Here is a 23,866-nt window from a genome sequence, read left to right on the forward strand (position 1 = left end):
AACAATTAATTAAATAAAATGAATATAAAATCAATTTTAGTAATTACCCTTATCACTGGCGGTATTACATTACATGCCGGAACTATCAAAGTGGTTACCACCACTACCGATATGAAGAGTATTGCAGAATTCGTAGGTGGCAAAAATGTTTCGGTTTCATCTATTGCAACAGGATATCAGAATCCGCATTTTGTAGATCCCAAACCTAGCTATATAATTAGTTTGACAAAGGCTGATTTGTTTGTAACGGTGGGTCTTGATCTTGAAACCGGTTGGTCACCGCAACTGCTTTCAAGTTCACGGAATACAAAAATCCAAAAAGGCGCCGATGGTTATGTTGATGCATCCATGGGAGTTACATTATACCAGGTTCCATCTTCAGTAAATAAAGCAGAAGGTGATATTCATATTTACGGTAACCCGCATTACTGGCTTGATCCGCTGAATGGGAAAGTGATCGCAAGAAATATTGCTAACGGTCTTGAAAGGGTTGATCCATCTAATAAGCCAATGTATGAAACCAATTTAAAAATCTTCTCAGCAAGAATAGATTCGATGATGAAAATATGGCAGGCAAAAATGGCTCCTTATAAAGGTTCAAAGATCATCGCTTATCATAACGAGTGGGTATATTTTGAAACCCGGTTTGGTTTAAAGATCGTTGATTTTATGGAACCAAAACCCGGAATACCACCTCCGCCGTCGCAATTGGTAAAAGTGATCAACGAAGTAAAATCAAATAGTATTAAAGTGATAATTTCATCACCCTATTTCACCACCTCATCATCAGATGTGGTAGTAAAACAAACAGGGGTGAAACAACTGACACTGGCAACCTCAGTGGGCGCATTCGATACTATTAAAAACTATTTTGATTTATTTGACTATAACCTGAATCAGCTAACTCCGGTTTTAAAATAATTTTTTTAAAAAATAATACATAAGTCATGTTTGAAATGTTTCAATTGCCATTTATGGTGCAGGCTTTTGCCGCAGCTGTAATTACCGGAGTTTTATTATCGTTCTTAGGTGTGCATGTGGTAGGCAGGGGGATTGTATTTGTAGATCTGGCATTGGGCCAGATATCTTCTTTAGGTGTTGCCTTTGCAACATTCATTGGTACTGGTATGACTTCCATTCCGCTTATTTTTACATTGGCCGGAGCTTTGTTGATGTCGTTTATCAATATTCGCGATAAGCGTTTAAAACAGGAAGCTATTATCGGCATATTGTATGCGTTTGCTTCGGCACTCACGGTCCTGTTGATTTCTAAAACGCCACATGGCGATTCTGATATCCAGGAAGTGCTCTTCGGAAATATTTTATCTGTAGAGTGGAATAAAATTTATGAAATAGGTATTGTGTTCGGGGCCATTGCTCTGCTGCAATTAGTTTTTTTCAAAAAGTTCTTTTCGCTGACCCGGTCATTTGAAAATGGAGAAAACCACCTGATCGGGATATTTAATGTATGGAATTTTTTATTTTATATTTCTATTGGCCTGGCTATTGTTTATGCTGTTAAGATCAATGGAGTTATTCCTGTTTTTTCATTCCTGATCATTCCGGCTGTTTCAGCCATCATGCTTTCAAAAAGAAATATTGCTATTTTTATTCTTGCATCGTTGATCAGCATACTCGCAAGTTTCTTTGGGTTAAATTTTTCCTTTCATTACGATTTTCCGGCTGGCTCATCTATAGTTGCTGTACTGGGCGGTATTTTCATCCTGTCTTCTGTTTATAAAATTTTACAAGGGTTAACCAGAAAAAAAATAGATTAACTTGTAGTATGGAAATCAGCCTAAACACGCCGGCATTATTATTTCCGGCAATCAGTCTTTTGTTGCTGGCCTATACGAATCGTTTTATTACACTGGCCAACCTTACACGTAAATTACACGATGAGTATATCAAGGGCCAGAAAAACAGGATACTTGTTATACAAATAAAAAATCTCAGGGCAAGAATTAACCTGATCCGTTACATGCAAGGGCTTGGTGTGTTTAGTTTTTTATTATGTGTTGTTTGTATGTACCTTATTTATAGCCAGAACCAGGCTGCCGCAAGGATTATTTTTGGTTTGAGCCTGGTAAGCCTTGGAAGTTCATTGTTTATTTCTTTGGTCGAGATAATTAAAAGCACAAATGCAATTGAACTGGAACTGAGCGATGTGGAGGAACTGGAGAAATCAAATTTTTTTAAAGATATTTTGCATACAGATGAAAAAAAGAATGATTAACATAAAAAGTATTAGTGAGTCAGTTATAATTGTATTTGTCTTCATACTGCTATTGTCATGCTCCAAAACAAAAGGAAGTGGTGGGAGTGATGATGATGACCATCATATAGATGAAAATGACACCACGTATCCTGTTATAAGGATTGACAATCCACTGGACAACCAGGTATATACAAGTGGTGATACAATTAAGATAGAAGGACTGATCACAGATAACGGTTTATATCATGGTAAAATAAAAATAGTAAACGACCTGAATGGTTTGTTAGTTAATGAACAACTATACGAAACACATTTTTATACTTCTTTCAATTTCAGCTTTAAGCATAAAACATCTGTAACGGTGCCAACCGATTATACAATAACGGTGGAATATGAAGATCATGGATTAAATATGTCTACTCAATCAAGAAAGGTTAAAGTGAATCCCTGATGCTAAGCAATAGCAACCGGTCTCAATTTTCTTTCACCGATCTGCTGACGCCACATTGCATAGTACAATCCTTTTTCTTCCAGCAAAGATTCATGTGTGCCTGTTTCAACCACATCGCCTTTTTCTAATACATAAATGCGGTCGGCATGCATGATGGTACTAAGCCGGTGAGCAATCAAAATAGATATCTGGTTTTTTTGTGCAGATATATCACGAATGGTGTGAGTGATCTCTTCTTCCGTTAATGAATCCAGTGATGAAGTTGCTTCATCAAAGATGAGTAGCTTAGGTTTGCGCAGCAAAGCCCTTGCGATAGACAATCTTTGTTTTTCGCCACCAGATAATTTCAATCCACCTTCACCGATCATTGTTTCCAATCCTTTTTCTGCACGGAGCAACAGGTTCTGGCAACTGGCTTTTTTCAGTACATCATTTAGCTCATCATCAGTTGCAGAAGGGTTTACAAATATCAGGTTCTCTTTTATGGTACCAGAAAATAATTGTGTATCCTGTGTTACAAACCCGATCTGGTTGCGTAGATCTTCAAAATCAATTTCATTTTCATCAAGTCTATTATAAAAAATATTGCCTGATTGCGGACGATATAAACCTACCAGCAATTTCATCAATGTTGTTTTACCTGAACCGGATGGGCCAACAAATGCAATCGTCTCACCAAGCTTAACAGTGAAATCAATATCATTGATGGCATTTTGATTAGCAGTTTGATGTTTGAAGCCAACATTCCTGAACTCTAACAACTCAATTCCTCCCAGGTGTTTTGGATTGGCGGGTTTGGATTCTGGTTTTTTTGTCATCAGCTTCTCAAAATTCTCCAATGAAGCCTGTGCCTCACGATAGGTAAGGATGATATTGCCGATCTCCTGTAGAGGACCAAATACAAAAAAGGAGAATATCTGCATAGTTGCAAGTTCCCATGGTTGCATGATCTTACCGAATATCATCCACATCAGCATAAATAAAATTATCTGGCGAAGTGTATTTACAAAAGTACCCTGCACAAAGCTGATGCTTCTAAGTCGTTTTACTTTTTTCAATTCCAACCCCAGTATTTTAAATGTGTTCTTATTAAGCCGGGTAATTTCCTGGCGGGTAAGCCCAAGACTTTTTACCAACTCAATATTCCGTAATGATTCAGTTGTAGAACCAGCCAATGAAGTAGTTTCTGCTACAATTACTTTTTGAACTGTTTTTATTTTTTTACTCAACAGGTTAGAAATAATGGTAAGTAAAAAAATACCGCCGAAATAGATCAAAGGCAGCGACCAGTGAATGCGATAGGCAAAAATGGCAACGAAAAGAATTCCTATGATCACCGGGAATAATACATTTACAAATGAAGCAACAAATTTTTCAGTATCAATTCTTACTTTTTGAAGAATACCGAGTGTTTCGCCACTTCGCTGATCTTCAAAATCCTGGTAAGGTAAACCCATTGCATGTTGTAATCCTTCTGTAAAAACGGTAGCGCCGAATTTTTGAGTAACAAGATTTAAAAAATAATCCTGGAATGCTTTTGCAATACGGCTCACCATAGCCACACCTATTGATGCACCAAGAAGTGTTAATACAGGTCCTGCAAACCCCCACCAAAAAGGCTGATAATCTGCGCTGTTATCATGATATTTATAACCGAGGTCTATTAGTTTACCAAATATGATGGGATCGATCAATGAGAAACCTATATTGACTGCTGCCAAAAAGAGAACCAATGCTACGAGTCCTTTATAAGGTTTGAGATATTTCGTCAGTATTTTCATATAAAATTATTCGTTGGTCTGTTGAGGATTTATTTACCTGTCAAACATCGGGCAAGTTCGTGAAAAAATGCCAACTTAGCAGGCTTACAGTTTTATTTATCAACCACATGGCAAAAGTACTTGTTGACCTGCACCGTATTGGTGGCAATAAATATAATGGACTATATCATTTTTGTGAACAACTGGGCAGGCATCTTGTCACAGCTCTGGCTTCCAGTACTGAATTGTTTTATTATGTGCCGGAAAAACAGTTTAATTTTTTTGGACCACAGGTAAAATATGTAAAACAAAAGAGCATCGATAAGTTCTATCGTTTTGGCACTTCACAGTTTGATGTTTGGCATATTGCTACAACAATTTCATGGTACCGGCCCTTTAACCGAAAGACAAAAACTATTTTCACCATTCATGATTTGAATTTTTTGAATGAAGAAGAATATTCTGCTTCTTCTAAAAAGAAATACCTGCACCTGATACAACAACGGGTAGACCGGGCTCATCATCTTACATTTATTTCTGAATTTGCAAAAAAGCAAGCGCAGGAAAATTTAAATCTTGACAATAAACCCGGAACAGTAATTTACAATGGCTGTAATATGCCTTCTGATTTGAATTTTTCAGAACTCCTGGTAAAACCACAACGATCTTTTCTTTTTACGATCGGTCAATTGCATTCAAGAAAAAATTTTCATGTATTGCCTGCATTGCTGGTTGGTAATGATCATGAGCTGGTGATTGCGGGATTGAATGATTTTTCATACACACAAAAAGTACTGGCTGAAGCTAAAAGACATGGTGTTGAATCAAGAGTAAAATTGGTTGGTGCAATAGCCGATTCGGAAAAATTCTGGTATTATAAAAATTGCCTGGCATTTGTTTTTCCAAGTATTGGCGAAGGCTTTGGATTGCCGGTGCTGGAAGCTATGCAGTTTGGTAAACCTGTTTTTCTTTCAACACATACAAGTCTGCCAGAAGTAGGAGGGGACGCTGCTTTTTATTTTAATGACTTCAATGCTGAAACGATGCAGGCAGTATTTGAAAAAGGCATGAATGATTTTAGTAATAATAATGGCGCTGCAAAAGTAATAGCTCAGGCATCGCGTTTCAGTTGGGATAAAGCTGCCCGTGAATATTTGCAACTTTACTCTACCGTATAAATAATATTTTTACCCGATGAGCAAACCGTTTATTTCTATTTGCATTCCTACTTACCAGCGACCTCATTTATTAAAAACATTGCTGGACTCCATCAGCATCCAGAATTATCGTGATTTTGAAATAATTATTAATGATAATAGTAAAGATGATAGCGTTGAACAGTTACTGAAATCATATGTCGATAAACTTCCGATAGATTATGTCAGGAACAATCCATCTACAACTGCTGCTGAAAATACGAATACTGTAATGCAACGGGCAAATGGCGAATGGATAAAACTAATGCATGATGATGATTGGTTTGAAACCGCAGATGCGCTGCAACAGTTTGCAGATGCAGCAAAACGATCAGGAAAGGATTTTATTTTTTCAGGCTGTACGCAGGTTTGGCTGGATAGCGGTAAAAAACAAATAGATCTGCTTTCAGAAGAAAAAAAACAATGGCTTACAGAATCACCTTTCTGCCTTTTTTACCTGAATGTGATCGGACATCCATCCGCTACTATGCACAAGAAAGATAATTCAGTTCTGTATGATACAGGGATCAAATGGGTATTGGATATTGATTTTTATATGCGTTACTTTAAAAAGCATCCCGGTTATCATTATATAGATGCATGTTTGGTAAACATTGGTAAAGATCCTTCGCAGGAAACAAATAAATATTATAAGAATAGGAATGTAGAATTGCCGGAATTTTTCTTTTTACTGGCTAAGTATGAACAAGATCTGGATTTAAAAAACAGGCATGTATTTCATTTGATATGGAATATGCTGAAACGGTATAAGATCAAAGATCCGCAGGAGATCTATGATGCAGGTTTTAAAGGCACCCTGCCAGCCCGTATAGAAAAAATAATTGCTTGCCAGAAATATATCCCGGATATTATCCTGAAACAAACACCCTGGTCAAAAAAGCTGGTACTACGTTGTTATAAAAAAATTGCAGCCGATTATATTAAAACAGGTAAAACGATGCATCATGATTTGTAAGATCTGTAATTATGATATGAGCCGGCCTTCGCACCGGGTAAAAGAAATGATGTTTGGTTTGAAGACGGAGCATGATTATTACGAATGCCCGGCGTGTGAATCATTACAGATCGCCGAAGTGCCAGCGGACCTGGAAAAATATTACCCGGGTAATTATTATTCATTCAAGCCACAGCCGGAAAAAAATATTGACACTACCTTTTTAAGAAAACTGAAATCTTCTTACTTGTTGTACGGAAAAAATAAAATTCCGGGTTTCCTGTTATCGATCGGTTATAAAATTCCCGAATATACAATGTGGCTTAAACAAGCACAGGTACAATATAATGATGCCATTCTCGATGCAGGTTCCGGCAGTGGTGATATACTGGCTCATTACTGTAAAGCCGGGTTTACTGATCTTTTGGGAATTGATCCTTTTTTAAAAACTGAATTTGTTTCTGATAATGGTAAACTTCAGTTACTGAGAAAATCCCTTTTTGATAAATTGACCTATGACCAGTTTGATTTTGTAATGCTCAATCATTCCTTTGAGCATATGGATGAACCGCATAAAATATTCAAGCGGTTATCTGAATTGGTAAAGCCGGGAAAATTTTTACTGGTTCGTATCCCTCTTAATAAATCTTTTGCATCCGGCAAATACGGAACTAATTGGGTGGATTGGGATGCACCGCGGCACCTCATACTTCATAGTGTAAAAAGTATGCGCATACTTGCACAGGAGCATGGCTTTGAGACAAAGCAAATCATTTATGATTCAACTGCATTCCAATTTTGGGGAAGTGAACAGTACAGTCGCGGTATCAGCCTGCATGATGAAAGATCATATGCCGTTAATAAAGACAATTCAGTTTTTTCAGATGCTGAAATAAATAACTGGAAAAAAATGGCTGCTGAACTTAATAAAAAAGGAGAAGGCGACCAGGCTTGCTTCTTTTTACAAAGAAAATGATCAACCGCCCCAGCCTTCCCTGTCAAGGCTTCTGTATTGAATGGCTTCAGCTACATGCTCCGCTTTTATTATTTCACTTTCATTGAGGTCAGCGATCGTTCTTGATACTTTTAGGATTCTATCATAAGCCCTGGCAGAAAGGTTGAGTTTTTCCATTGCGGCTTTTAATAAATTCTGGCTCACATTATCTATCACACAAATTTCTTTTAATTGTTTACTGCTCATTTGTGCATTGCAATAAGTGCCGGGACTTTCTTTATAACGTTCTTCCTGCATTTCTCTTGCTTTCATCACTCTTGCTCTTATATCGGCGGAGTGTTCGCTTGTTTTTACAGAAGATAATTCACGAAAAGCAACTGGAGTTACTTCCACATGCAGATCAATTCTATCAAGCAATGGCCCGGAAATTTTATTTAAATATTTCTGTACAGCGCCGGGTGGGCAACTGCATTCTTTTTCGGGGTGATTATAAAATCCGCAAGGGCAGGGGTTCATGGATGCGATCAGCATAAATGAAGAAGGAAAATCAATCGCCACTTTTGCTCTTGAAATAGTCACTCTTCTTTCTTCCATCGGTTGGCGCATTACTTCGAGCACTGTTCTTTTAAACTCTGGCAACTCATCCAAAAACAAAACACCATTATGTGCCAATGAAATTTCCCCCGGTTGTGGTATGCCACCACCACCAACCAATGCAACATCAGAAATTGTATGATGTGGTGAACGGAATGGGCGTTTTGAAATGAGTGTTGCATTCTCCGGTAATTTACCGGCAACAGAATGGATCTTTGTTGTTTCCAATGCCTCTTGTAAACTAAGTGGAGGAAGTATGGTTGGTAATCTTTTTGCAAGCATTGTTTTACCAGCACCGGGCGGGCCGATCAGTATGGCATTATGCCCACCTGCTGCGGCGATCTCTAATGCCCGTTTGATATTTTCCTGGCCTTTTACATCAGCAAAATCAATTTCAAAATCGGCTTGTGCATGTAAAAATTCTTCACGGGTATTGATCACTACAGGTTCCAAACCCTGCTCACCATTTTCAAAAAAATCAATCACTTCACGAATATGTTCGACGCCATATACATTCAGATTATTTACCATCCCTGCTTCTCTTGCATTTACTTTGGGAACGATCAGTCCTTTAAATTTTTCTTTGCGTGCCTGTATAGCGATAGGCAATGCGCCTTTTATCGGACGTATCTCGCCATCAAGACTTAACTCACCCATAATGATATAACTGGAAATAGCTTCTGGATTTTTAATTTTTTCATCAGCAGCTAAAATGCCGATTGCAATTGGCAGATCAAATGCTGTTCCGCTCTTTTTAATATCAGCCGGTGCAAGATTGATCACTGTTCTCATTCTCGGCATTGCATAGCCATTTGTTCGCATCGTACTTTCAATACGCTGAATGCTTTCCTTCACCGCATTATCTGCCAATCCTACCATCACCTGCCCGATATTGGTACTCATGGCATTTACTTCAACCGTGATGGTGATCGCTTCCACTCCGTACACAGCGCTGCCAAATGTCTTAACTAACATGAATTGAAGATAGGAGAATAATAAGATACGGCGTACTACCTGAAAGTGGTATTGTTTGATTAGTGATTATTCATCCTGCAATTATTATTTCTCTTCAGCAATATTTCCTTTAAAGAGCAGGTTCACATCCGGATCGGCCGTCAACTCTGAAGGTTTTTGTGCCATTGGAATTTTAAATGTTTCAGACTGTTTGGAAATGTTTAGCATTTTTCGGGCATTCACAACTTGACCCGATTGGTAACCAATTTCAAGAGGAAATGAAAATGGTGTTTGCTGTAATTGCTTTACAGTAACTGAGATGTTTTTTTCTTTACTGTTGTACTTCCATTTTATATCCAATTTCGGTATGCCGGGTGTGTAGAGCCATTGTTTAAAAAACTGTGTTAGATTTTTGCCAGAGACTTCTTCAATAATTTTTTGCAGATCTTCTGTGTCAGCATTTTTACCAGCATACGCAGCGTAATATTTACGTATTGACTTTTTGAAAACAGAATCGCCCAACTGCTGGCGAAGCATATGTAATATCCAACCGCCTTTCTGGTAATTGTTTTCATTAAGCAAGTTCATGAAATCAGTTTCAGCTGTATTTACCACCGGGGTATTATTTCTTTCTGTAAAAGCAATTACTTGCTCCCGGTCTTCATCTCTCATTGCTGCTGCCTTGGCTTTGCCATATTTATTCTCAAAAAATAAAGTAGTGAAATAAGTAGCAAACCCTTCGCTGAGCCACAGATGCGCAAAACTTTTTTCTGTAGCCATATTCCCAAACCATTGATGGGCTATTTCGTGTGCCAGCAAAGATTCATTACTACCATCACCTGTTATTTTATCTTCAGCATAAAAAATGGCACTTGCATTTTCCAAACCACCGAACCGTGTTTTCGATTGCACGTTGGCTAATTTTTTATAACCATAAGGACCGATCGTATTGATGTAAAAACTAAGAATATCTTTTGTCAATGAAAAATCATGCACGGCTTCTTTTCCATTTTCGGGATAACCCCAACTATAAACAGGGATGCAATTATTTACAAAGCCTACCATGTTCACGGCGAAATCAGCCACACCAATCGTCATTACTTTTGTTGCCAGCGGTTCATCTTCTTTCCAGTGTGTTCGTTTTAGCCCTTTTGTAATATTTGTTTCTTCAACCTGTATTCCATTTGCCACTACCTGGTAGTGTTCGGGTGCTGTGATGATAAATTCCACAGAAGCTTTATCAGCAGGATCATCTTTGCAAGGAATCCAGTAATGGGCACGGTCGGGCCAGTTGTCAGCAAAAAAAGTGCGGTGCCCATATTTATTTTTTGAAATGATCAGCCCGTCGTTGGGAATGCCTTTATAGGAGATTATAAATGTTTCGATATCGCCTGCTTTAGCAGGTTTTGCCAGTTGCAACCGTAATTCTTCATCATTGCTCTTTACTTGTACCACTTTTTTTTCATCGATAGTTGTCGTAGCATAAGTAAGCATATGCTGTTTACCATTTTTGATCAGAACAAAATCCAAAGAAAGATTATCCGTAGGGTTTAAAAATTTAACAGTGATGCTTGCTTTACCTTTAATGCTGTCTGTTTTATCTGACAATTCCAGTTCATAGCGGTAATGCAATACATCAATAACGGATTGAGATCGTGTAGTAAAAACTAAAACAAGTAAACTGAAGAGGGAAACTCCTTTCTTCATAAGGAAAGAATTTAGCCGGACAAGTTACAAAACAGATTCTGTTTTTCGACAACTCTTTCAATTCAAAAAGACAGGCTATACGAATACGGTCAGCTATTTAATGATGATGATTTGAATTCATATAATGTTCTTTCAGCAGATCTTCACCATAGTCGCCATCGTAATCACGCCATACCATATGAATATGATTGGCGTCGTTCTGTGTGTTATCAAATTCTATTAGAAATGTTTTTCCCTGTATCCGGTAGTAATGAGGTTCTCCTTTCATCAATCCGCCGGCCCAACCAAAACGGATATCATTTTTATCTTCTGTTCTTACCATGGCCATTCTTGCATTGGCTAGCCGGGGCGACATGGAAGAGAGATAAGCCACTATGATCTTATTCACAAGGTTTTTTTGGTCGTTGTTCAGGTCCTTCGTCAGTATACCCGCCGGTTTCAGCGGGGACACTTCTTTGGCAGTAGTGGTTACAATATCGGCAAATGCTTTTAACTGGAACAAGGCTGTTTTTTTTTGTTCAGCATTCATCGAATTCACCAGCTCAAAAGCAAGGTCTTCTTCATCTTTCAAAATACGCAAACCTTTTTGCGGCCCTTGCCTTACCTCAGCAGGATTAGAACCAAAGAAGAAGGGAGCAAATGCCGGCTTATTTTTTACAATGGTAAAATTGAGTGCCAGGTGATGGCCGGTAAATTTCCAGGCCCATACACTGTCTATTCCCGGGTGGCCATATACCGAAACAAAATAATTTTCCGGTATACGATGTGGATTCGTTGGCTCCATTTCTTTGAGCAGGTATTCAAAGCTCATGATGGTTTGTGTTCTTTTATATCCTTCATCGCTTAAAAAAGATTTGAGCAATTCATAGAAAGCCATCTTTTGTATACTGTCTATATCTTTTATAGCAAGCCCGGAACGTGCCATCATGGTAGCCGGCACATAATGCCAGGCATAGCGGTTCATATCATCAAAAGGGAAAATGGCTTTGGCTTTTTGTTGTTCGTTTAATGATTTTACAAAGGCGATGGCTTTGGCAGAGCCGGTATTATCATCCTTTACAGTTTGTGCAATAAGCGAAACCGGCAACAGTAACACCAAAAATGATTTCATAAATATGTATTGATAGGTGGTGTGGTGAACAAAGTTGAGGTTTAAATATACAACTATCCCTGTTTATGAAAAGCTGTTGACTTATTGACCCCTCAACTAATCATAGTCTTCACTCATATAGAATCTCTAAGCAATCAAATGAGATGTTATTTGGTAAATAGCAGACAGATATTTGTTTTATAACCATTAAACGGAGTAAGCCGAAAATCCATTTTCAGAGTAGGCAAAAAATTAAATCTTAACATGAAAAAGATGATCACCAAAATCACTAGCGGCTTTGTGCTGGCAGCTACTCTTGCAGTTGTATTCATAAGCTGCAGTAAAGAACAGCAGCCAGTTGATAATAATAGCAGCAAAACACAGTTTGCAACTGAACTAAGAGAACTGAATGAAGCGACAGTATTGAATTGTGCCGGAACTATTCCTGATAGTTTGCAAGTACCCGAAGGAAACAAACTGGGTTACCAGGCTTATGCAACCGGTGTGCAGATCTATGAAGTGAGAAGAAGTGCTACAAATCCCAATGTTTTTATATGGGTAAATATTGCACCTTCTGCTACATTATACCTTCGTCCCGACTATACGAATCAGACGGGAATTCATTATGCTGGCCCAAGTTGGGAATTTTCAAAAGGCCCGTATAAAGGTGAGAAGACAGTAGCAGCAAAGCTGAAAGGAGCAACGATAAATGCAACAGCTGTTCCATGGTTGTTGTTGAAAGCCGTTGATGCGCAAAGCTCAGCCGGTAACCAGGTAACATATATACAACGTGTTTGCACAACAGGAGGTTTGGCGCCTGCAACAATACCCAGTGAATCAAACCTTGGACAACAGCAAAGCATACCTTATACAGCGACCTATCTTTTTTATGAAAAAAAGTGATTGGTTATTTTTCAAACGAGCCTTCAACTTCGTCGAAGGCTCGTTGTATTTGAAGCATATTTATTTTCTCAGAATAATTTCATGACATATTGTAGTATGGTTCTTGTTTGTATAACTGAAAAAAGATCATGGAAAACAAAAGAAATGAAGCAACATTGAACCGCCCCGAAGGTGACCGGGTAATTGATGCCCCCTATATATTTATTAATATTCCTGAATTTATCCGAAAGTTAAAAGATGAAGAAGCATGGCAAAGAAATGACAGGAATGCTATAACTGTTTACAAAACAAATACCGTGACGATGGTTTTACTGTGTTTGCATCCGAGAGCAATTCTTAAAAACAACCTCGTTGACGGTATTTTCACTATACAGGTGATCGAAGGTGCTATAAGAGTTACATCTCCGGATGGTGATGTCGATATGCTGGCTAATCAAATCATTGCTTTTCATCAGATGATTGATCATTCTATAGAAGCACTAATGAATTCTGTTTTGCTCCTTACCAATCATACTGTGGAAGAAAGTGCCTGATCGTTTTCAGTATTTGCCATTAAATATTAATGTTTATACCGCTCAATTCGTAAAGGAACAGTTTTTGTATCCTGGTTATAAAACATTTTTATGAATAACGATCAAATACGTCTTATAGGTTTGTCTGGCAGCCTGAGAAAAGGATCTTACAATAGTTTATTATTAAAAGCAGCTACACAATTATTACCTGCTGATGTTACAATGGATATTGTTTCTATAGAGGATATTCCTTTATATAATGCAGATCTTGATCTGCCTGCTGCACACCAACGTCCGCCAGCAGCTGAATACTTACGTAATATGATTGCAAAAGCAGATGGTATCCTTATTTCATCGCCTGAGTATAATTATTCAATACCCGGCGGATTAAAAAATGCTATTGATTGGGCATCAAGAGGTGAAGATTCTCCATTGAGGCATAAACCTGTGGCAGTGATTGGAGCTACGTCGGGACTATGGGGTACAGTAAGAATGCAAATGGATTTTCATGCAATATTTCTTTATATGGATATGAAACCTGTGTATAAACCAGAAGTATTGCTGGCAGAGGCAGATAAAAAATTTGATGCACATGGAGATCTTACTGATGAAACGGCCAAAAAATTCCTTAAGCAAAAATTGAAAGCATTAAAAGAATTGATTCTCACATCGGTTTCTTCCGAAGAATATAATGCTGTAAAAGTCTGAGCAGGTCATTCTAAGCTTTCCAGTATGTTCACCAATGTTCTTTCTATTGGCTGCAGGCCATTCGTTTGCTTGTTTTTACTATCTTTTTTTGATAGCCATTTATCCAGTTTTCCTGTTTCATATAATTCAAGCAGTGAAGGGTGAACATAATATTTTTTGCATACGGTCCTTGTGTTTCCCAGGTGCTCTGCTACTTTATCCAGCACTGCGATCACTTTTTTCTTTCCTCCTTCATCGGTAGCTATTCCGTTCTCTTTTATCGCAGTTAATGCTACCACTGTGCCGCACCAGGTACGAAAATCTTTGGCAGTAAAATCATCTGTCGCCAGTTCCCTGATATATTCATTTACCATTCCTGAATCGATTGATTGCCGTTGTCCATCTTCATCTATATACTGGAAAAGTTCTTTGCCCGGTATATCCCTGCAGTGTTGTACGATCTTAGCTAGTTTTTTACTCTTTAACGAGATGCAATGCTCAACTCCTTTTTTGCCACGGAAACTAAATTTTAATGTACTGCCTTTTATATCCGCATGTTTATCTTTTAATGTAGTAAGACCAAACGAACCATATAATTTTTCGTAAAATTCATTCCCGATACGGATGCCTGTTTTATCCATAAGGCTTACAAGAGCAGCAAGCACTTTATTTTTTGACAACCCGGGTAATGCCAGGTCAGCTTCCAGTTGCCTCCGGATGGCAGGTAACATTTTTCCTAACGAGGGTAAACGATAAAATTTCGTTTTATTTCTCAGTTCATTCCATAACGGATGATAGCGGTATTGTTTCCGGTTATTTGCATCCAATCCTGTTGCCTGTAAATGTCCTTCTGCTCGTGTACAGATCCATACATCTTTCCATGCAGGCGGAATGACAAGTGAACGTATTCGCTCAAGTATCTTTTTATCTTTTATTGTTTTGTTTCGGTAAACGTACTTGAACCCTTTGCTTGTACCTGTTCTTGTAATGCCTTCACCTTTACAGTTGACATATACAAGTTTTACAGCCTCTGCAGTAGCAACAGGATCCTGTCCCAGTTTTATTAAAGTACTTTTTCTCAAAGCAGGAAGTGATGATGATTTAGTCATTTTTAAAATATTTATTTTTTCTTCAATTCCTGTCTCCGAAGAAATACTGCAAATAGATTTTTTGTTCTGTTCTTTCCAGGTTCAATGATCCAAGATCGTTGATAAAACGATTATCATAATAAATATGGTGCTCAAATCCCAAACGGAGATTATTGATCAGCCGGATATTGATCATAGGTTTTAAAATACCGATATGACTTTTTCCGGGAGAACCTTCATAATTGAATATCCAGTAATAGTAACCGGAAAATCCAATGCTGATCAATTTAGACAGATCAAAGCGTTCTTCTATTTTTCCTTCCCATCCACCTCCAAAAGGATAATTACGGAACTCAGAAGTATCGGGACCAACTCTTGTACTGTTACCTGCAATAGGTACACCTGCAAAATGTAAACTTGAATAAAGAGTTGAATTCCTCCCGAATTTAATTTTTGAAATAATACCGGGTCCAAAGCCAAGAGTACCTACCTCAAAAACTTTATTGTTCCAGTAATCAAAATGCTGAAAGATGCCTGCAAGCATTCCATAATTTTCTTTCTCAAAACTTTTTCCAAATAAAAATCCATAACCCAGTACATTATCAACAATTTTTTTATCATCTCCATATCGGCCTTCTAATTTCAACCGGAAAACGTCAAAAGGTTTTCGCCTTCTCAATTCAAAAGGATCACCATAATCCAGTTGTAGGTTTGCAATAGCATTCGATGCACCTGTTCCAAATTTATTATTCTCATTTACACGATGTGCACCAATGCTAAGTGTTATATTCAGGGGTTCCTGCTGGTAAACATCAACCTTTGTAACTCTCCACATTTTATTTTGTGTAAAACGATTCAGTGCTCTCGTAGGATTGATAAGTCCCGCAAAAATTTCACGCCATACTCTTTCAGCTCCCCGTTTGCGATCATCAAGAATAGTGGAACTAATACGATATAATACTTCACCTAAAAAAGCACCGCTTATAGGTGTATTTATTAAATCATTTTTTGATGGTCTTGTATTCTCACCAAAATACTCCCACATAAAACTTCCTGCAATTGTATAAGGATAAGTGGCCCAGAAAGAATAGCCATTACTGCGTGCAACATTAAAATAAGTACTGCCGGTATGAGGATGACCAATAAAATTAACTCCAAAGCGATCATTATCCCATTCCCATCCATACTTCAGGTTGTCTTTCCAGTTTTGAACGCTTATCCTGGCCCAATCAAATCTAAAAACATAGCGGCTCGTTGCCCAGTTAAAAAGATTGGCAGTTGTTACCCTTAGTAATGGAATCGGCCAGGCATACTTTCGGTTATAAAGAGGATCATCATTTAGCAGGTGACCATAAATATTGCGGGGTCTTTTGTCTACAGAATCGGGTAAAAATTTTATGGTATCGGAGTAAAGATCGCTATCAATCTTTACAGTATCGGCAGCTTGCTGTGCAAAACTGCTAAATGAAAGCATTACCAGGAAAAGAATAGTAAAAATAGTTTTCATAAACATTAATGTTGCCGGGTAGTATATCATTTATGCAGCAAACGTGCCAGAAGCGGCATAGAACAAAGAGGGAGATACAAGAAAATTTTGGAAACAAAAAAAGCAATGGTTAGCCTGTAACTAACCATTGCTTATGCTTCATAGAATACTTTATTTTTTAAGGGTACCTACTATTACTTCTAACGAAACGGCTTTGATTTATATTTAAGAATAGTTCCGTTAATGTCCATTAGCAGAACCATCTTGCTATCTGCATTTTTCAATAGGACCTCGTAGGCTGTTCCGTCCTTGTATATTTCCCGATTGACATTCGTAATTGTAAAATTTGGATATTCTTTGATAATGGTTCTTGTTACAAATGCAGGCAAGGTTGTGAAATCATTTACTTCATAGGCTGTACCGATCCAGTTACCATCCCGATCGTACCAGGCATAATGCTTTCTGCCCTCCATTTCAAACCGTACTTCATAGTCATCCCTGTCTATTGCATCCCATCCTGTAAGTTCCCAATCATTAAGAATTAGCACACTGGGATCATAAGTACTCCAAATAATATTTGTACTGTAGGGGTACTGATTATTAAAAGCTTTTTGAGTTTCGACAGGTGTTAAAACCTCGTTGTCCGTTGCACGGTATCTTGTACTACTGCAGGCAGTAAAGAATACTATTGCTGCCACTGCAATAAAAGATTTTAGTTTCATAAGCATTTTTTAATTAATAATATTAATGGGCAGTCCGGTAATATTTATCTACTACAACCATGCCAGCGCATTAAGTTGATAAGAGAGGCTAAATCAGGACAGCAACATTAATCATCCATATTAAATTCAGCAGAGTTAAAAATAAACGAGCTAATCAACTGAGTATTACTTATTAAAAATATAATGAAATAACTTTTTTATAACGCTAACCGTAAGGGCATCGTATTTGTTTTAACCAGTATAATAAAACGTACAACTATGCGGAAAGCGATTTTACAAACTGTAAAAGCCACCTTTCTGCTCGCAGGATTTTCCACCTTTATAAATTCTGCTTACAGCCAGCAAAATATTATTGCCGACAAGAATAAGACACGGCCCGATACAGAAATAAAAACAAGTATCGATGCAAGAATAATTTTTTTCAAAGCAACAAGAATGGATAGCTGGAATGAAATACAATGGTCTGCATTGCAGGAGGAAGATACCCGGCGTTATATTATAGAGTACAGTACAAATGGAATCGATTATCGTACGGCAGGAGAAGTTACTCCATTAAACGGTGAATATTTATTGAAACATCGTACGTTGGATACAAGATCATTTCTTTATCGCATACGGGCAGAAAGAAACGATGGTAAATTTTACAATCTCAGGGTTGCTTTGCTGGAAGGAAACGATATTCCACCGGTAAAGATTTATCCAACTATAATTGAAGGCAACACAATAAACATAGACGCTGGTTTGCCGGTAGAACGTATCAATATTTATTCTCCTGACGGACGGCAGGTATTTGTAAAAGAAATGGCTGGATTTACAGGCACTACACAAATTGTAATTCCTTCTTTAAGTAAAGGAACGTACTGGATAAATTTTTACGGGAGTGGATGGCAAAGCACTTCAAAATTTATTATTGGGAGATAATAATTTTGCAGGAGACAGCGTATTTCTAAAGTGAATAAAAAAATTACGTAACCATTTCTGATTACGTAATAAGATTTTAAGAAAAGGAAAATATGATCTGTAGAAGAATTACCCCAATCCTTTTAACCATTTAACCAAGTCATCTTTTGCTTTACCTGTCTTTTTCTGTATTCTGCCCCATGTTTCATCTTCCTTACCTTCTTCATATTTAAGATCATCGTCCGTTAAAGTAGCATATTGCTGTTTCAACTTTCCTTTCCACTCATTCCATTTACCTTTTACTTCCATCTTGTCCATAAAAATATTTTTTAGTGATTAAATAGGTTTGAACATGGTAAAAGGTTAAAAACTGTGCCAGAGAATGCGGATAAAAATGATAATGCTATTTGTTATTTGCCGGAATGCTGATTAAACAATGTCTGTGAGGGGCATACTATTTGGGGATTAAAATGATTCAAAATTGTCTTATAGACAGGGTAACAATTTTTAATTTTTAAAATCAATCAAATGGAAACAAAAAAAAGTAAATACAGTGGAAATCAACAGGGATCTGCTGTACAAAATGATGTCCTTATACATCGTGTGTTTGATCTGCCTGTTAGTAAAGTATGGCGGGCACTGACAGTAGCTGAAGAGTTCAAAAAATGGTGGGGACCAAAAGATTTTAGTTGTCCCTCCAGTAAGATGGAAGCAAAAGTAGGTGGTAAATATTTGAATTGTATGCGTGGACCTGATGGCAAAGACTACTGGTCAACAGGAGTTGTGAAAGAATTAATTCCTGAAAAAAGACTGGTTGTTACAGACCATTTTTCAGATGCGAAAGGAAATATTAAAAATGCTTCCGAACATGGTATGCCCGGAAACTGGCCAGATGAGCTTTTGATAACTTTTGATCTTGAAGAAGCGGATGGTGTAACAAAGTTGAGACTTCTTCATGAAGGTATACCAGAAGAAATGCATGATGATTGTGTAAATGGGTGGAATGAATGCTTTGATAAGCTGGAAGAGAATATTAAATAACAGGCCGGTCAATTAGTTAAGCAGTAAAAGAGTTCTGCAACAACAGGCAATTCTTTTACTGCTTTGCTTATATGCATATTTTTTAGGAGAGATCAATGAAAAAAATAAAGGAAATAGGAAGAGTGATCGTTCAATCTTTTAAAAATTTCGGTAAAGATAAAATACCAAAATATAGCGCAGCACTTGCTTATACTACTGTTTTCTCTTTGGGGCCATTGCTGATAGTAATTATTTTTTTATGCAGCATTTTCTTTGGGCAAGAAGCGACGCAAGGAAGAATTTATGGCCAGATGCAGGAATTTGTTGGACATGATGCGGCCTTGCAACTCCAGACAATTATTCAAAATGCTTCGTTGAGCGGTAAAGGAACCGTCGCTGCGGTGATCGGTATAATAACATTGTTATTTGGCGCAACGACAGTGTTTGCTGAAATACAGGATTCGATAAATTCTATATGGGGATTAAAAGCTAAACCAACCAAAGGACTGTTGAAGTTACTCCGCAATCGTTTTTTATCTTTTTCAGTTGTAGTCAGTCTTGGATTTCTATTGTTAGTATCGCTGGCCATATCAACTATCATTGAAGGTTTGAGTGATAAGTTAAGAGCCAGCTTTCCCGATGTTACCGTTGTTCTGTTTTATATACTCAATATGCTTATTTCCTTTATTATCATTACTGCACTCTTCGCGGTTATTTTTAAAGTGCTTCCCGATGCAAAAACGAAATGGAAGGACATCATGCCCGGGGCGGTAGCATCCGGTATTTTATTTATGATAGGAAAATTTGCTATTTCATTTTATATAGGAAAAGCGAATATCGGCAGTACCTATGGAGCAGCAGGTTCCCTTGTAATATTATTGGTATGGGTTTATTATTCCGCTATTATTTTATACCTGGGAGCGGAATTTGCCAAGGCATGGAGTTTTCATAAAGGATCATCTATCCGGCCGAATGAGTATGCAGTCGCAATAGAAAAAGCTGAGGAAGAAGGGGATAAAAGGGATTTAGTGCCAAAGAAACAGAAAACAAAAACCGATGGACAACGTATAAAAAATTATTAATTAGCCGGTAAAGAAAGTATTGCAATAAGCAACAGCTCTTTACTTGCTGCTATTATTATTGTGTGAAAAGAGGCTTCCTGATTTGGGGGCTATGGCATTTTTTTTGCAGCTTAAGCGAAAATTATAACTATGAACCTAAACCTAAAAACCATCTATAGACTTATAGGAAATCAGTTTCGCAAATGGAAAGACAGAAAAAGAAAATCTCCTCTCAATAATAACAATCCCTTCCTGATATTATAGACATCTTACAGTATTCACTATTGTTTTAGAATTATGGTCTAGGTTTCAATGTTTGCAGGTTAATAACTGGCATTTAGCTTGTTAGTGTTCAGACATGAAGGAAAATATATTTTATGTAGTCCTGAACATAAGAACAGCTGAAGGTTTTGAAAATTTCGGAAAATTTAATCTCGGGAACGACCGGGAAGCAGCGGTGAATGTTTTTCGGCAATTCAAAGGCAGTGCTATTATGGATGACAACAGTATGCTTACTATTGATTTCATGGAAACTATAAATGAACTTCCTGTGAATGTACAGATAATGGCCTGCACACTGGATGAACTGGCAGATAATTGTAAGATCATAGCAAAAGAAACATTTAAGATTTTTAACCTGAAGTAATAAACACAAAGATGAAACGGTGAAGATGATAGAGTAATCCGGACAACTCTATTTAATTCCTGGTAACAGTTTCCATTTTCTTTTCTTCAAGAACATGAAGAAGAAGTTCCACTTGTTTTTTTAATGAATTTAATGCGATCTTATTTTCAGGGTTGGTATCATACGCAACAAGCATTTCCCTGATAGATGACTCCAGGAGTTTGTAAAGGCCTTCGACCGGTAATGCATGATAGGTAGCGGGGGACATAGCAAACATTTACCACTATTAAGATAAGAATTTTGGCAGGCGAATACCAACTTTTTTTTAGAAATTACAAATTTGTGGCATTCCCAGATTATTATTTTTCTTTTAGTTCTATCCAAACGGGAGCATGATCACTTGTTTTTTCCCAACCCCGAACATGTTTGTCAACCCCTGCAGCTATAAGCCGGCGTTTTAAATGTGGACTTAATAAAAAATGATCGATCCGGAGACCTGCATCCCGCTGGTAAGCATTCCTGAAATAATCCCAGAATGTATAGATTTTTTCCTTTGGATATAATTTACGGATGGCATCTGTCCAGCCCTGGTCAACCAATTTTTTAAATGCCTCACGAACTTCTTTCCTGAACAATGCATCATTCAGCCAGCGTTCCGGTTTATACACATCCAACTCGGTTGGCATTACATTAAAATCACCCACCAGCGCCACCGGCACATCATGTGCCAGCAGTTTTTTTGCATGTGCAGAAAGCCGTTTAAACCATTTGAGTTTATACTCAAATTTTGGCCCGGGCCATGGATTACCATTGGGCAGATAGAGGCAACCTATTACTATTTTATTTACAACAGCTTCAATATAGCGACTATGACTGTCTTCGGGATCACCGGGTAATACACGCCTTAGTTCCTGCGGTGTTCCTATGCGGGAAAGAATGGCTACACCGTTCCAGCTTTTTTGTCCATGAAATACTGCTTCATAACCTGCTTGTTGAATAGCCTGTTCTGGAAATTTTTCTGCCGGGGACTTCAGTTCCTGCAGGCAAACCACGTCTGGCTTTGCTTCCTTCAGCCAGCGGAGCAGAACAGTAAGGCGGCCGTTAACTCCGTTTACATTATAGGTTGCGATCTTCATGTATTGCAATTATGCAAAGCTGGTACCATTCATACATACCGGTGGGGAATTATGTAACTTTAGTCAAACCTTCAATTATGAGTCCCACCGCAATAGTATTTGGTAGTGTGCTGATTATTGCATTAATTATTTTCATTGCGATGCGTAACCAAAAAGATAAGAAAGACCTTGTAAATAAACTTAACAATGATTACCGGAAAACAAAGAATGAGGAGAATGATACAGATATCGAGGAGCAAAGAAAATAGTTGTCTTGCTTTTAAATCTATACTGCCGTGATGCGGGGGGCGACATCGAGGCTTTATTTTTTATACACGAACCAGGGCGCAGAAGTGAAAAGAATTATTCTTCAAGGAATTTTAATAAATGTTCCTCTGTTTTTCCAATTGTCCTGAGATTATTCTTTACAATGAATTCAGGAATCGGGTCAACATGAGTTTGCAATACAACAGGCCTTGTAAGATTTTTAGCACTCCATATTTCATGTCCGCCTTTGGTACGGATATGCTTAAGCCCACAATGCTGCAGGTAGCGCCGGAATATTTTAAGGGAGATATTTTTAAGCTTGCCCATTACGCATAAGCAGGAAGGCTAACGCCGGTATCAAATTTTTTATAGGGATAGTTGTCGAAGATGCGGCTGAACTCCTCATTGTTTTCCAGTAACTCACTCATGGATGGAGGAGAGGCGGGTTTCTTTTTACCTTTCTTAATCGTCCAGCCCAATTTTTTTAAATCAGTCCATAAGGTTCCCTTATTAGTGGTGTAATTTAAATACTCACTGACTGTAATAGCAAAACTTTCCCGGGCTTCTGATTCTGTATTACCGGAGCCATTCAGATCAAGGGCCGGACAATAAATAATATTGGCATTGTCCTCTTTAAAGGATAGCACAGGTACTTTTACAGTAATGCTTCCTTTTTCATTGGAGAATTTGCTTTCAACATTCAGGGTCTTCATAAAAAGAATTGTTTTGCAAAATACAGATAATTAACGAACCGGCGGTGCAGGCCGGCGTTAATCTTTTGTCAGTTCAGGCTCAGGAGTTTATTTTTCAAATGCTTCTGATGCAGTAATGTGTAACCTCTCTCTTTAAATGAAGTATCTCAGTTTTAGGAATTTCCACTTGCTTTCATTTTTACAAGAACCAGGGCAGGAACAAATCTTTTTTATTTATTCGCAAATCTGCTTTCTTTGTTTATTGTTTTAGTACCTTAACCTTACAAACCTTTTTTTATGGAAAATTTTGATCAGGACTTATTATTATCGCTGAATTTACAGTTGCTGCAATCGGATGTGAATGCAATGATAGCTACTGAAAAAGATCTGAAAATAATACTTAATGAGATATTGAAGTGGATCGGGTATGAAAGTAAGAACGATATTCTGACATCCATACTTTTATATAATAAGAAAACAAGCCAGCTATATACTGGGGCAGCACCTTCGCTTCCGGATCGTTACTGTGATGCGATCAACGGAGCGAAAGCCGGTCCTGTCGCTGGTTCCTGTGGTACAGCTGCTTACTTTCGCAAACAGGTAATTGTACAGAATATTGCAACCGACCCGCTCTGGCAGGATTATAAATCATTGGCATTAGTTGAGGGTTTGCATTCATGCTGGTCGACTCCCATATTTGGAGCCAACAAAGAATTATTGGGAACCTTTGCGATCTATTATAAAGAACCCCGCAAACCCACTCCACATGATCTGCAATTGATTGACGAAATAGTTGAGCTTACTGCAACCGCTATTGAATCAAGAGAGAAAGATTTTGAGACAATAGTTGGTTTATAGAACAGGTATATAATTGCAATATTTTTTTGCCCTCCGTCAAATTAGCCTGA

Annotated in this window: 27 protein-coding genes; 15 read left to right on the forward strand and 12 right to left on the reverse strand. The window is 37.8% G+C overall.

The window, feature by feature from the left end; translation table 11 throughout:
* The first annotated feature begins 18 nt into the window (after positions 1–18).
* The 4 genes from E6H07_08400 to E6H07_08415 are packed head-to-tail and all read left to right on the forward strand — an operon-like array spanning position 19 to position 2,669.
* Positions 19–921, forward strand: a complete 903-nt coding sequence (locus tag E6H07_08400) for a zinc ABC transporter substrate-binding protein (protein TMI65910.1) — start codon at positions 19–21, stop codon at positions 919–921.
* A gap of 26 nt (positions 922–947) precedes the next feature.
* The gene (locus E6H07_08405) at positions 948–1,778 is read left to right on the forward strand and encodes a metal ABC transporter permease (GenBank protein ID TMI65911.1); all 831 of its coding nucleotides are present in this window, start codon (positions 948–950) and stop codon (positions 1,776–1,778) included.
* A gap of 8 nt (positions 1,779–1,786) precedes the next feature.
* On the forward strand, positions 1,787–2,236 hold the full coding sequence (locus E6H07_08410) for a DUF2721 domain-containing protein (GenBank protein TMI65912.1): 450 nt from the start codon (positions 1,787–1,789) through the stop codon (positions 2,234–2,236).
* Positions 2,229–2,669 carry a hypothetical protein gene (locus E6H07_08415; protein TMI65913.1) on the forward strand — a complete coding sequence of 147 codons (441 nt, stop codon included), beginning with the start codon at positions 2,229–2,231 and terminating at the stop codon, positions 2,667–2,669. Before E6H07_08410 ends, E6H07_08415 begins: the two co-directional genes overlap by 8 nt.
* A gap of 2 nt (positions 2,670–2,671) precedes the next feature.
* On the opposite strand, the gene E6H07_08420 is transcribed toward E6H07_08415, so the two are convergent.
* Positions 2,672–4,450, reverse strand: a complete 1,779-nt coding sequence (locus E6H07_08420; GenBank protein TMI65914.1) for an ABC transporter ATP-binding protein — start codon at positions 4,448–4,450, stop codon at positions 2,672–2,674.
* Positions 4,451–4,557: 107 nt separating this feature from the next.
* Here E6H07_08420 and E6H07_08425 point away from each other — a divergent pair, with 107 nt between their 5' ends.
* Genes E6H07_08425 through E6H07_08435 form a run of 3 tightly spaced genes read left to right on the forward strand, consistent with a single transcriptional unit; the run spans position 4,558 to position 7,556 of the window.
* Positions 4,558–5,607, forward strand: a complete 1,050-nt coding sequence (locus tag E6H07_08425; protein ID TMI65915.1) for a glycosyltransferase family 4 protein — start codon at positions 4,558–4,560, stop codon at positions 5,605–5,607.
* Between the two features lie 16 nt (positions 5,608–5,623).
* Positions 5,624–6,601 carry a glycosyltransferase gene (locus E6H07_08430; GenBank protein ID TMI65916.1) on the forward strand — a complete coding sequence of 326 codons (978 nt, stop codon included), beginning with the start codon at positions 5,624–5,626 and terminating at the stop codon, positions 6,599–6,601.
* Complete coding sequence (locus E6H07_08435) at positions 6,591–7,556, forward strand: class I SAM-dependent methyltransferase (GenBank protein ID TMI65917.1); 966 nt, start codon at positions 6,591–6,593, stop codon at positions 7,554–7,556. Before E6H07_08430 ends, E6H07_08435 begins: the two co-directional genes overlap by 11 nt.
* Here E6H07_08435 and E6H07_08440 read toward each other — a convergent pair whose 3' ends face one another.
* The 3 genes from E6H07_08440 to E6H07_08450 form a co-directional block, all read right to left on the reverse strand.
* The gene (locus E6H07_08440) at positions 7,557–9,104 is read right to left on the reverse strand and encodes an ATP-binding protein (GenBank protein ID TMI65918.1); all 1,548 of its coding nucleotides are present in this window, start codon (positions 9,102–9,104) and stop codon (positions 7,557–7,559) included. It lies immediately after the preceding gene.
* 84 nt (positions 9,105–9,188) lie between these two features.
* Positions 9,189–10,790, reverse strand: a complete 1,602-nt coding sequence (locus E6H07_08445) for a M1 family metallopeptidase (protein TMI65919.1) — start codon at positions 10,788–10,790, stop codon at positions 9,189–9,191.
* 97 nt (positions 10,791–10,887) lie between these two features.
* Positions 10,888–11,901: a DUF3500 domain-containing protein gene (locus E6H07_08450; protein TMI65920.1), complete on the reverse strand. Its 1,014-nt coding sequence runs from the start codon at positions 11,899–11,901 to the stop codon at positions 10,888–10,890.
* Between the two features lie 243 nt (positions 11,902–12,144).
* On the opposite strand from E6H07_08450, the gene E6H07_08455 reads away from it, so the two are divergent.
* The 3 genes from E6H07_08455 (at position 12,145) to E6H07_08465 (ending at position 14,003) form a co-directional block, all read left to right on the forward strand.
* Positions 12,145–12,783, forward strand: coding sequence for a DUF3455 domain-containing protein (locus E6H07_08455; protein ID TMI65921.1), 639 nt, complete (start codon positions 12,145–12,147; stop codon positions 12,781–12,783).
* Between the two features lie 128 nt (positions 12,784–12,911).
* Positions 12,912–13,316, forward strand: coding sequence for a hypothetical protein (locus E6H07_08460; protein ID TMI65922.1), 405 nt, complete (start codon positions 12,912–12,914; stop codon positions 13,314–13,316).
* Positions 13,317–13,406: 90 nt separating this feature from the next.
* Positions 13,407–14,003, forward strand: coding sequence for an NAD(P)H-dependent oxidoreductase (locus E6H07_08465; protein TMI65923.1), 597 nt, complete (start codon positions 13,407–13,409; stop codon positions 14,001–14,003).
* Between the two features lie 5 nt (positions 14,004–14,008).
* Here E6H07_08465 and E6H07_08470 read toward each other — a convergent pair whose 3' ends face one another.
* The 3 genes from E6H07_08470 to E6H07_08480 form a co-directional block, all read right to left on the reverse strand.
* The gene (locus E6H07_08470; protein ID TMI65924.1) at positions 14,009–15,091 is read right to left on the reverse strand and encodes a DNA topoisomerase IB; all 1,083 of its coding nucleotides are present in this window, start codon (positions 15,089–15,091) and stop codon (positions 14,009–14,011) included.
* Between the two features lie 22 nt (positions 15,092–15,113).
* Complete coding sequence (locus E6H07_08475; protein ID TMI65925.1) at positions 15,114–16,607, reverse strand: DUF3943 domain-containing protein; 1,494 nt, start codon at positions 16,605–16,607, stop codon at positions 15,114–15,116.
* A 149-nt stretch (positions 16,608–16,756) separates the two neighbouring features.
* Positions 16,757–17,284: a hypothetical protein gene (locus tag E6H07_08480; protein ID TMI65926.1), complete on the reverse strand. Its 528-nt coding sequence runs from the start codon at positions 17,282–17,284 to the stop codon at positions 16,757–16,759.
* 252 nt (positions 17,285–17,536) lie between these two features.
* On the opposite strand from E6H07_08480, the gene E6H07_08485 reads away from it, so the two are divergent.
* Positions 17,537–18,199, forward strand: a complete 663-nt coding sequence (locus E6H07_08485; GenBank protein ID TMI65927.1) for a T9SS type A sorting domain-containing protein — start codon at positions 17,537–17,539, stop codon at positions 18,197–18,199.
* Positions 18,200–18,307: 108 nt separating this feature from the next.
* On the opposite strand, the gene E6H07_08490 is transcribed toward E6H07_08485, so the two are convergent.
* The gene (locus tag E6H07_08490) at positions 18,308–18,496 is read right to left on the reverse strand and encodes a CsbD family protein (GenBank protein TMI65928.1); all 189 of its coding nucleotides are present in this window, start codon (positions 18,494–18,496) and stop codon (positions 18,308–18,310) included.
* Positions 18,497–18,706: 210 nt separating this feature from the next.
* Between E6H07_08490 and E6H07_08495 the strand changes: the two genes are divergently transcribed.
* From E6H07_08495 to E6H07_08505, 3 genes are all read left to right on the forward strand, one after another.
* Positions 18,707–19,219, forward strand: coding sequence for an SRPBCC domain-containing protein (locus tag E6H07_08495; GenBank protein ID TMI65929.1), 513 nt, complete (start codon positions 18,707–18,709; stop codon positions 19,217–19,219).
* 95 nt (positions 19,220–19,314) lie between these two features.
* Positions 19,315–20,280, forward strand: a complete 966-nt coding sequence (locus tag E6H07_08500) for a YihY/virulence factor BrkB family protein (protein TMI65930.1) — start codon at positions 19,315–19,317, stop codon at positions 20,278–20,280.
* A gap of 337 nt (positions 20,281–20,617) precedes the next feature.
* The gene (locus tag E6H07_08505; protein TMI65931.1) at positions 20,618–20,905 is read left to right on the forward strand and encodes a hypothetical protein; all 288 of its coding nucleotides are present in this window, start codon (positions 20,618–20,620) and stop codon (positions 20,903–20,905) included.
* A gap of 52 nt (positions 20,906–20,957) precedes the next feature.
* Here the strand turns inward: E6H07_08505 and E6H07_08510 are convergent, their stop codons facing one another.
* From E6H07_08510 to E6H07_08525, 4 genes are all read right to left on the reverse strand, one after another.
* A complete protein-coding gene (locus E6H07_08510) occupies positions 20,958–21,152 on the reverse strand; it encodes a hypothetical protein (GenBank protein ID TMI65932.1) in 195 nt (64 codons plus the stop codon).
* Between the two features lie 91 nt (positions 21,153–21,243).
* Positions 21,244–22,020: an exodeoxyribonuclease III gene (gene xth / locus E6H07_08515; GenBank protein ID TMI65933.1), complete on the reverse strand. Its 777-nt coding sequence runs from the start codon at positions 22,018–22,020 to the stop codon at positions 21,244–21,246.
* Positions 22,021–22,362: 342 nt separating this feature from the next.
* Positions 22,363–22,593, reverse strand: coding sequence for a type II toxin-antitoxin system HicA family toxin (locus tag E6H07_08520; protein ID TMI65934.1), 231 nt, complete (start codon positions 22,591–22,593; stop codon positions 22,363–22,365).
* Complete coding sequence (locus E6H07_08525; GenBank protein ID TMI65935.1) at positions 22,593–22,979, reverse strand: hypothetical protein; 387 nt, start codon at positions 22,977–22,979, stop codon at positions 22,593–22,595. The genes E6H07_08520 and E6H07_08525 overlap by 1 nt, the downstream gene beginning before the upstream one ends.
* 276 nt (positions 22,980–23,255) lie before the next feature.
* Here E6H07_08525 and E6H07_08530 point away from each other — a divergent pair, with 276 nt between their 5' ends.
* A complete protein-coding gene (locus tag E6H07_08530; protein ID TMI65936.1) occupies positions 23,256–23,816 on the forward strand; it encodes a GAF domain-containing protein in 561 nt (186 codons plus the stop codon).
* The last annotated feature ends 50 nt before the right edge of the window (positions 23,817–23,866 follow it).

This window comes from Bacteroidota bacterium (assembly GCA_005882315.1).
GTDB lineage: Bacteria > Bacteroidota > Bacteroidia > Chitinophagales > Chitinophagaceae > VBAR01.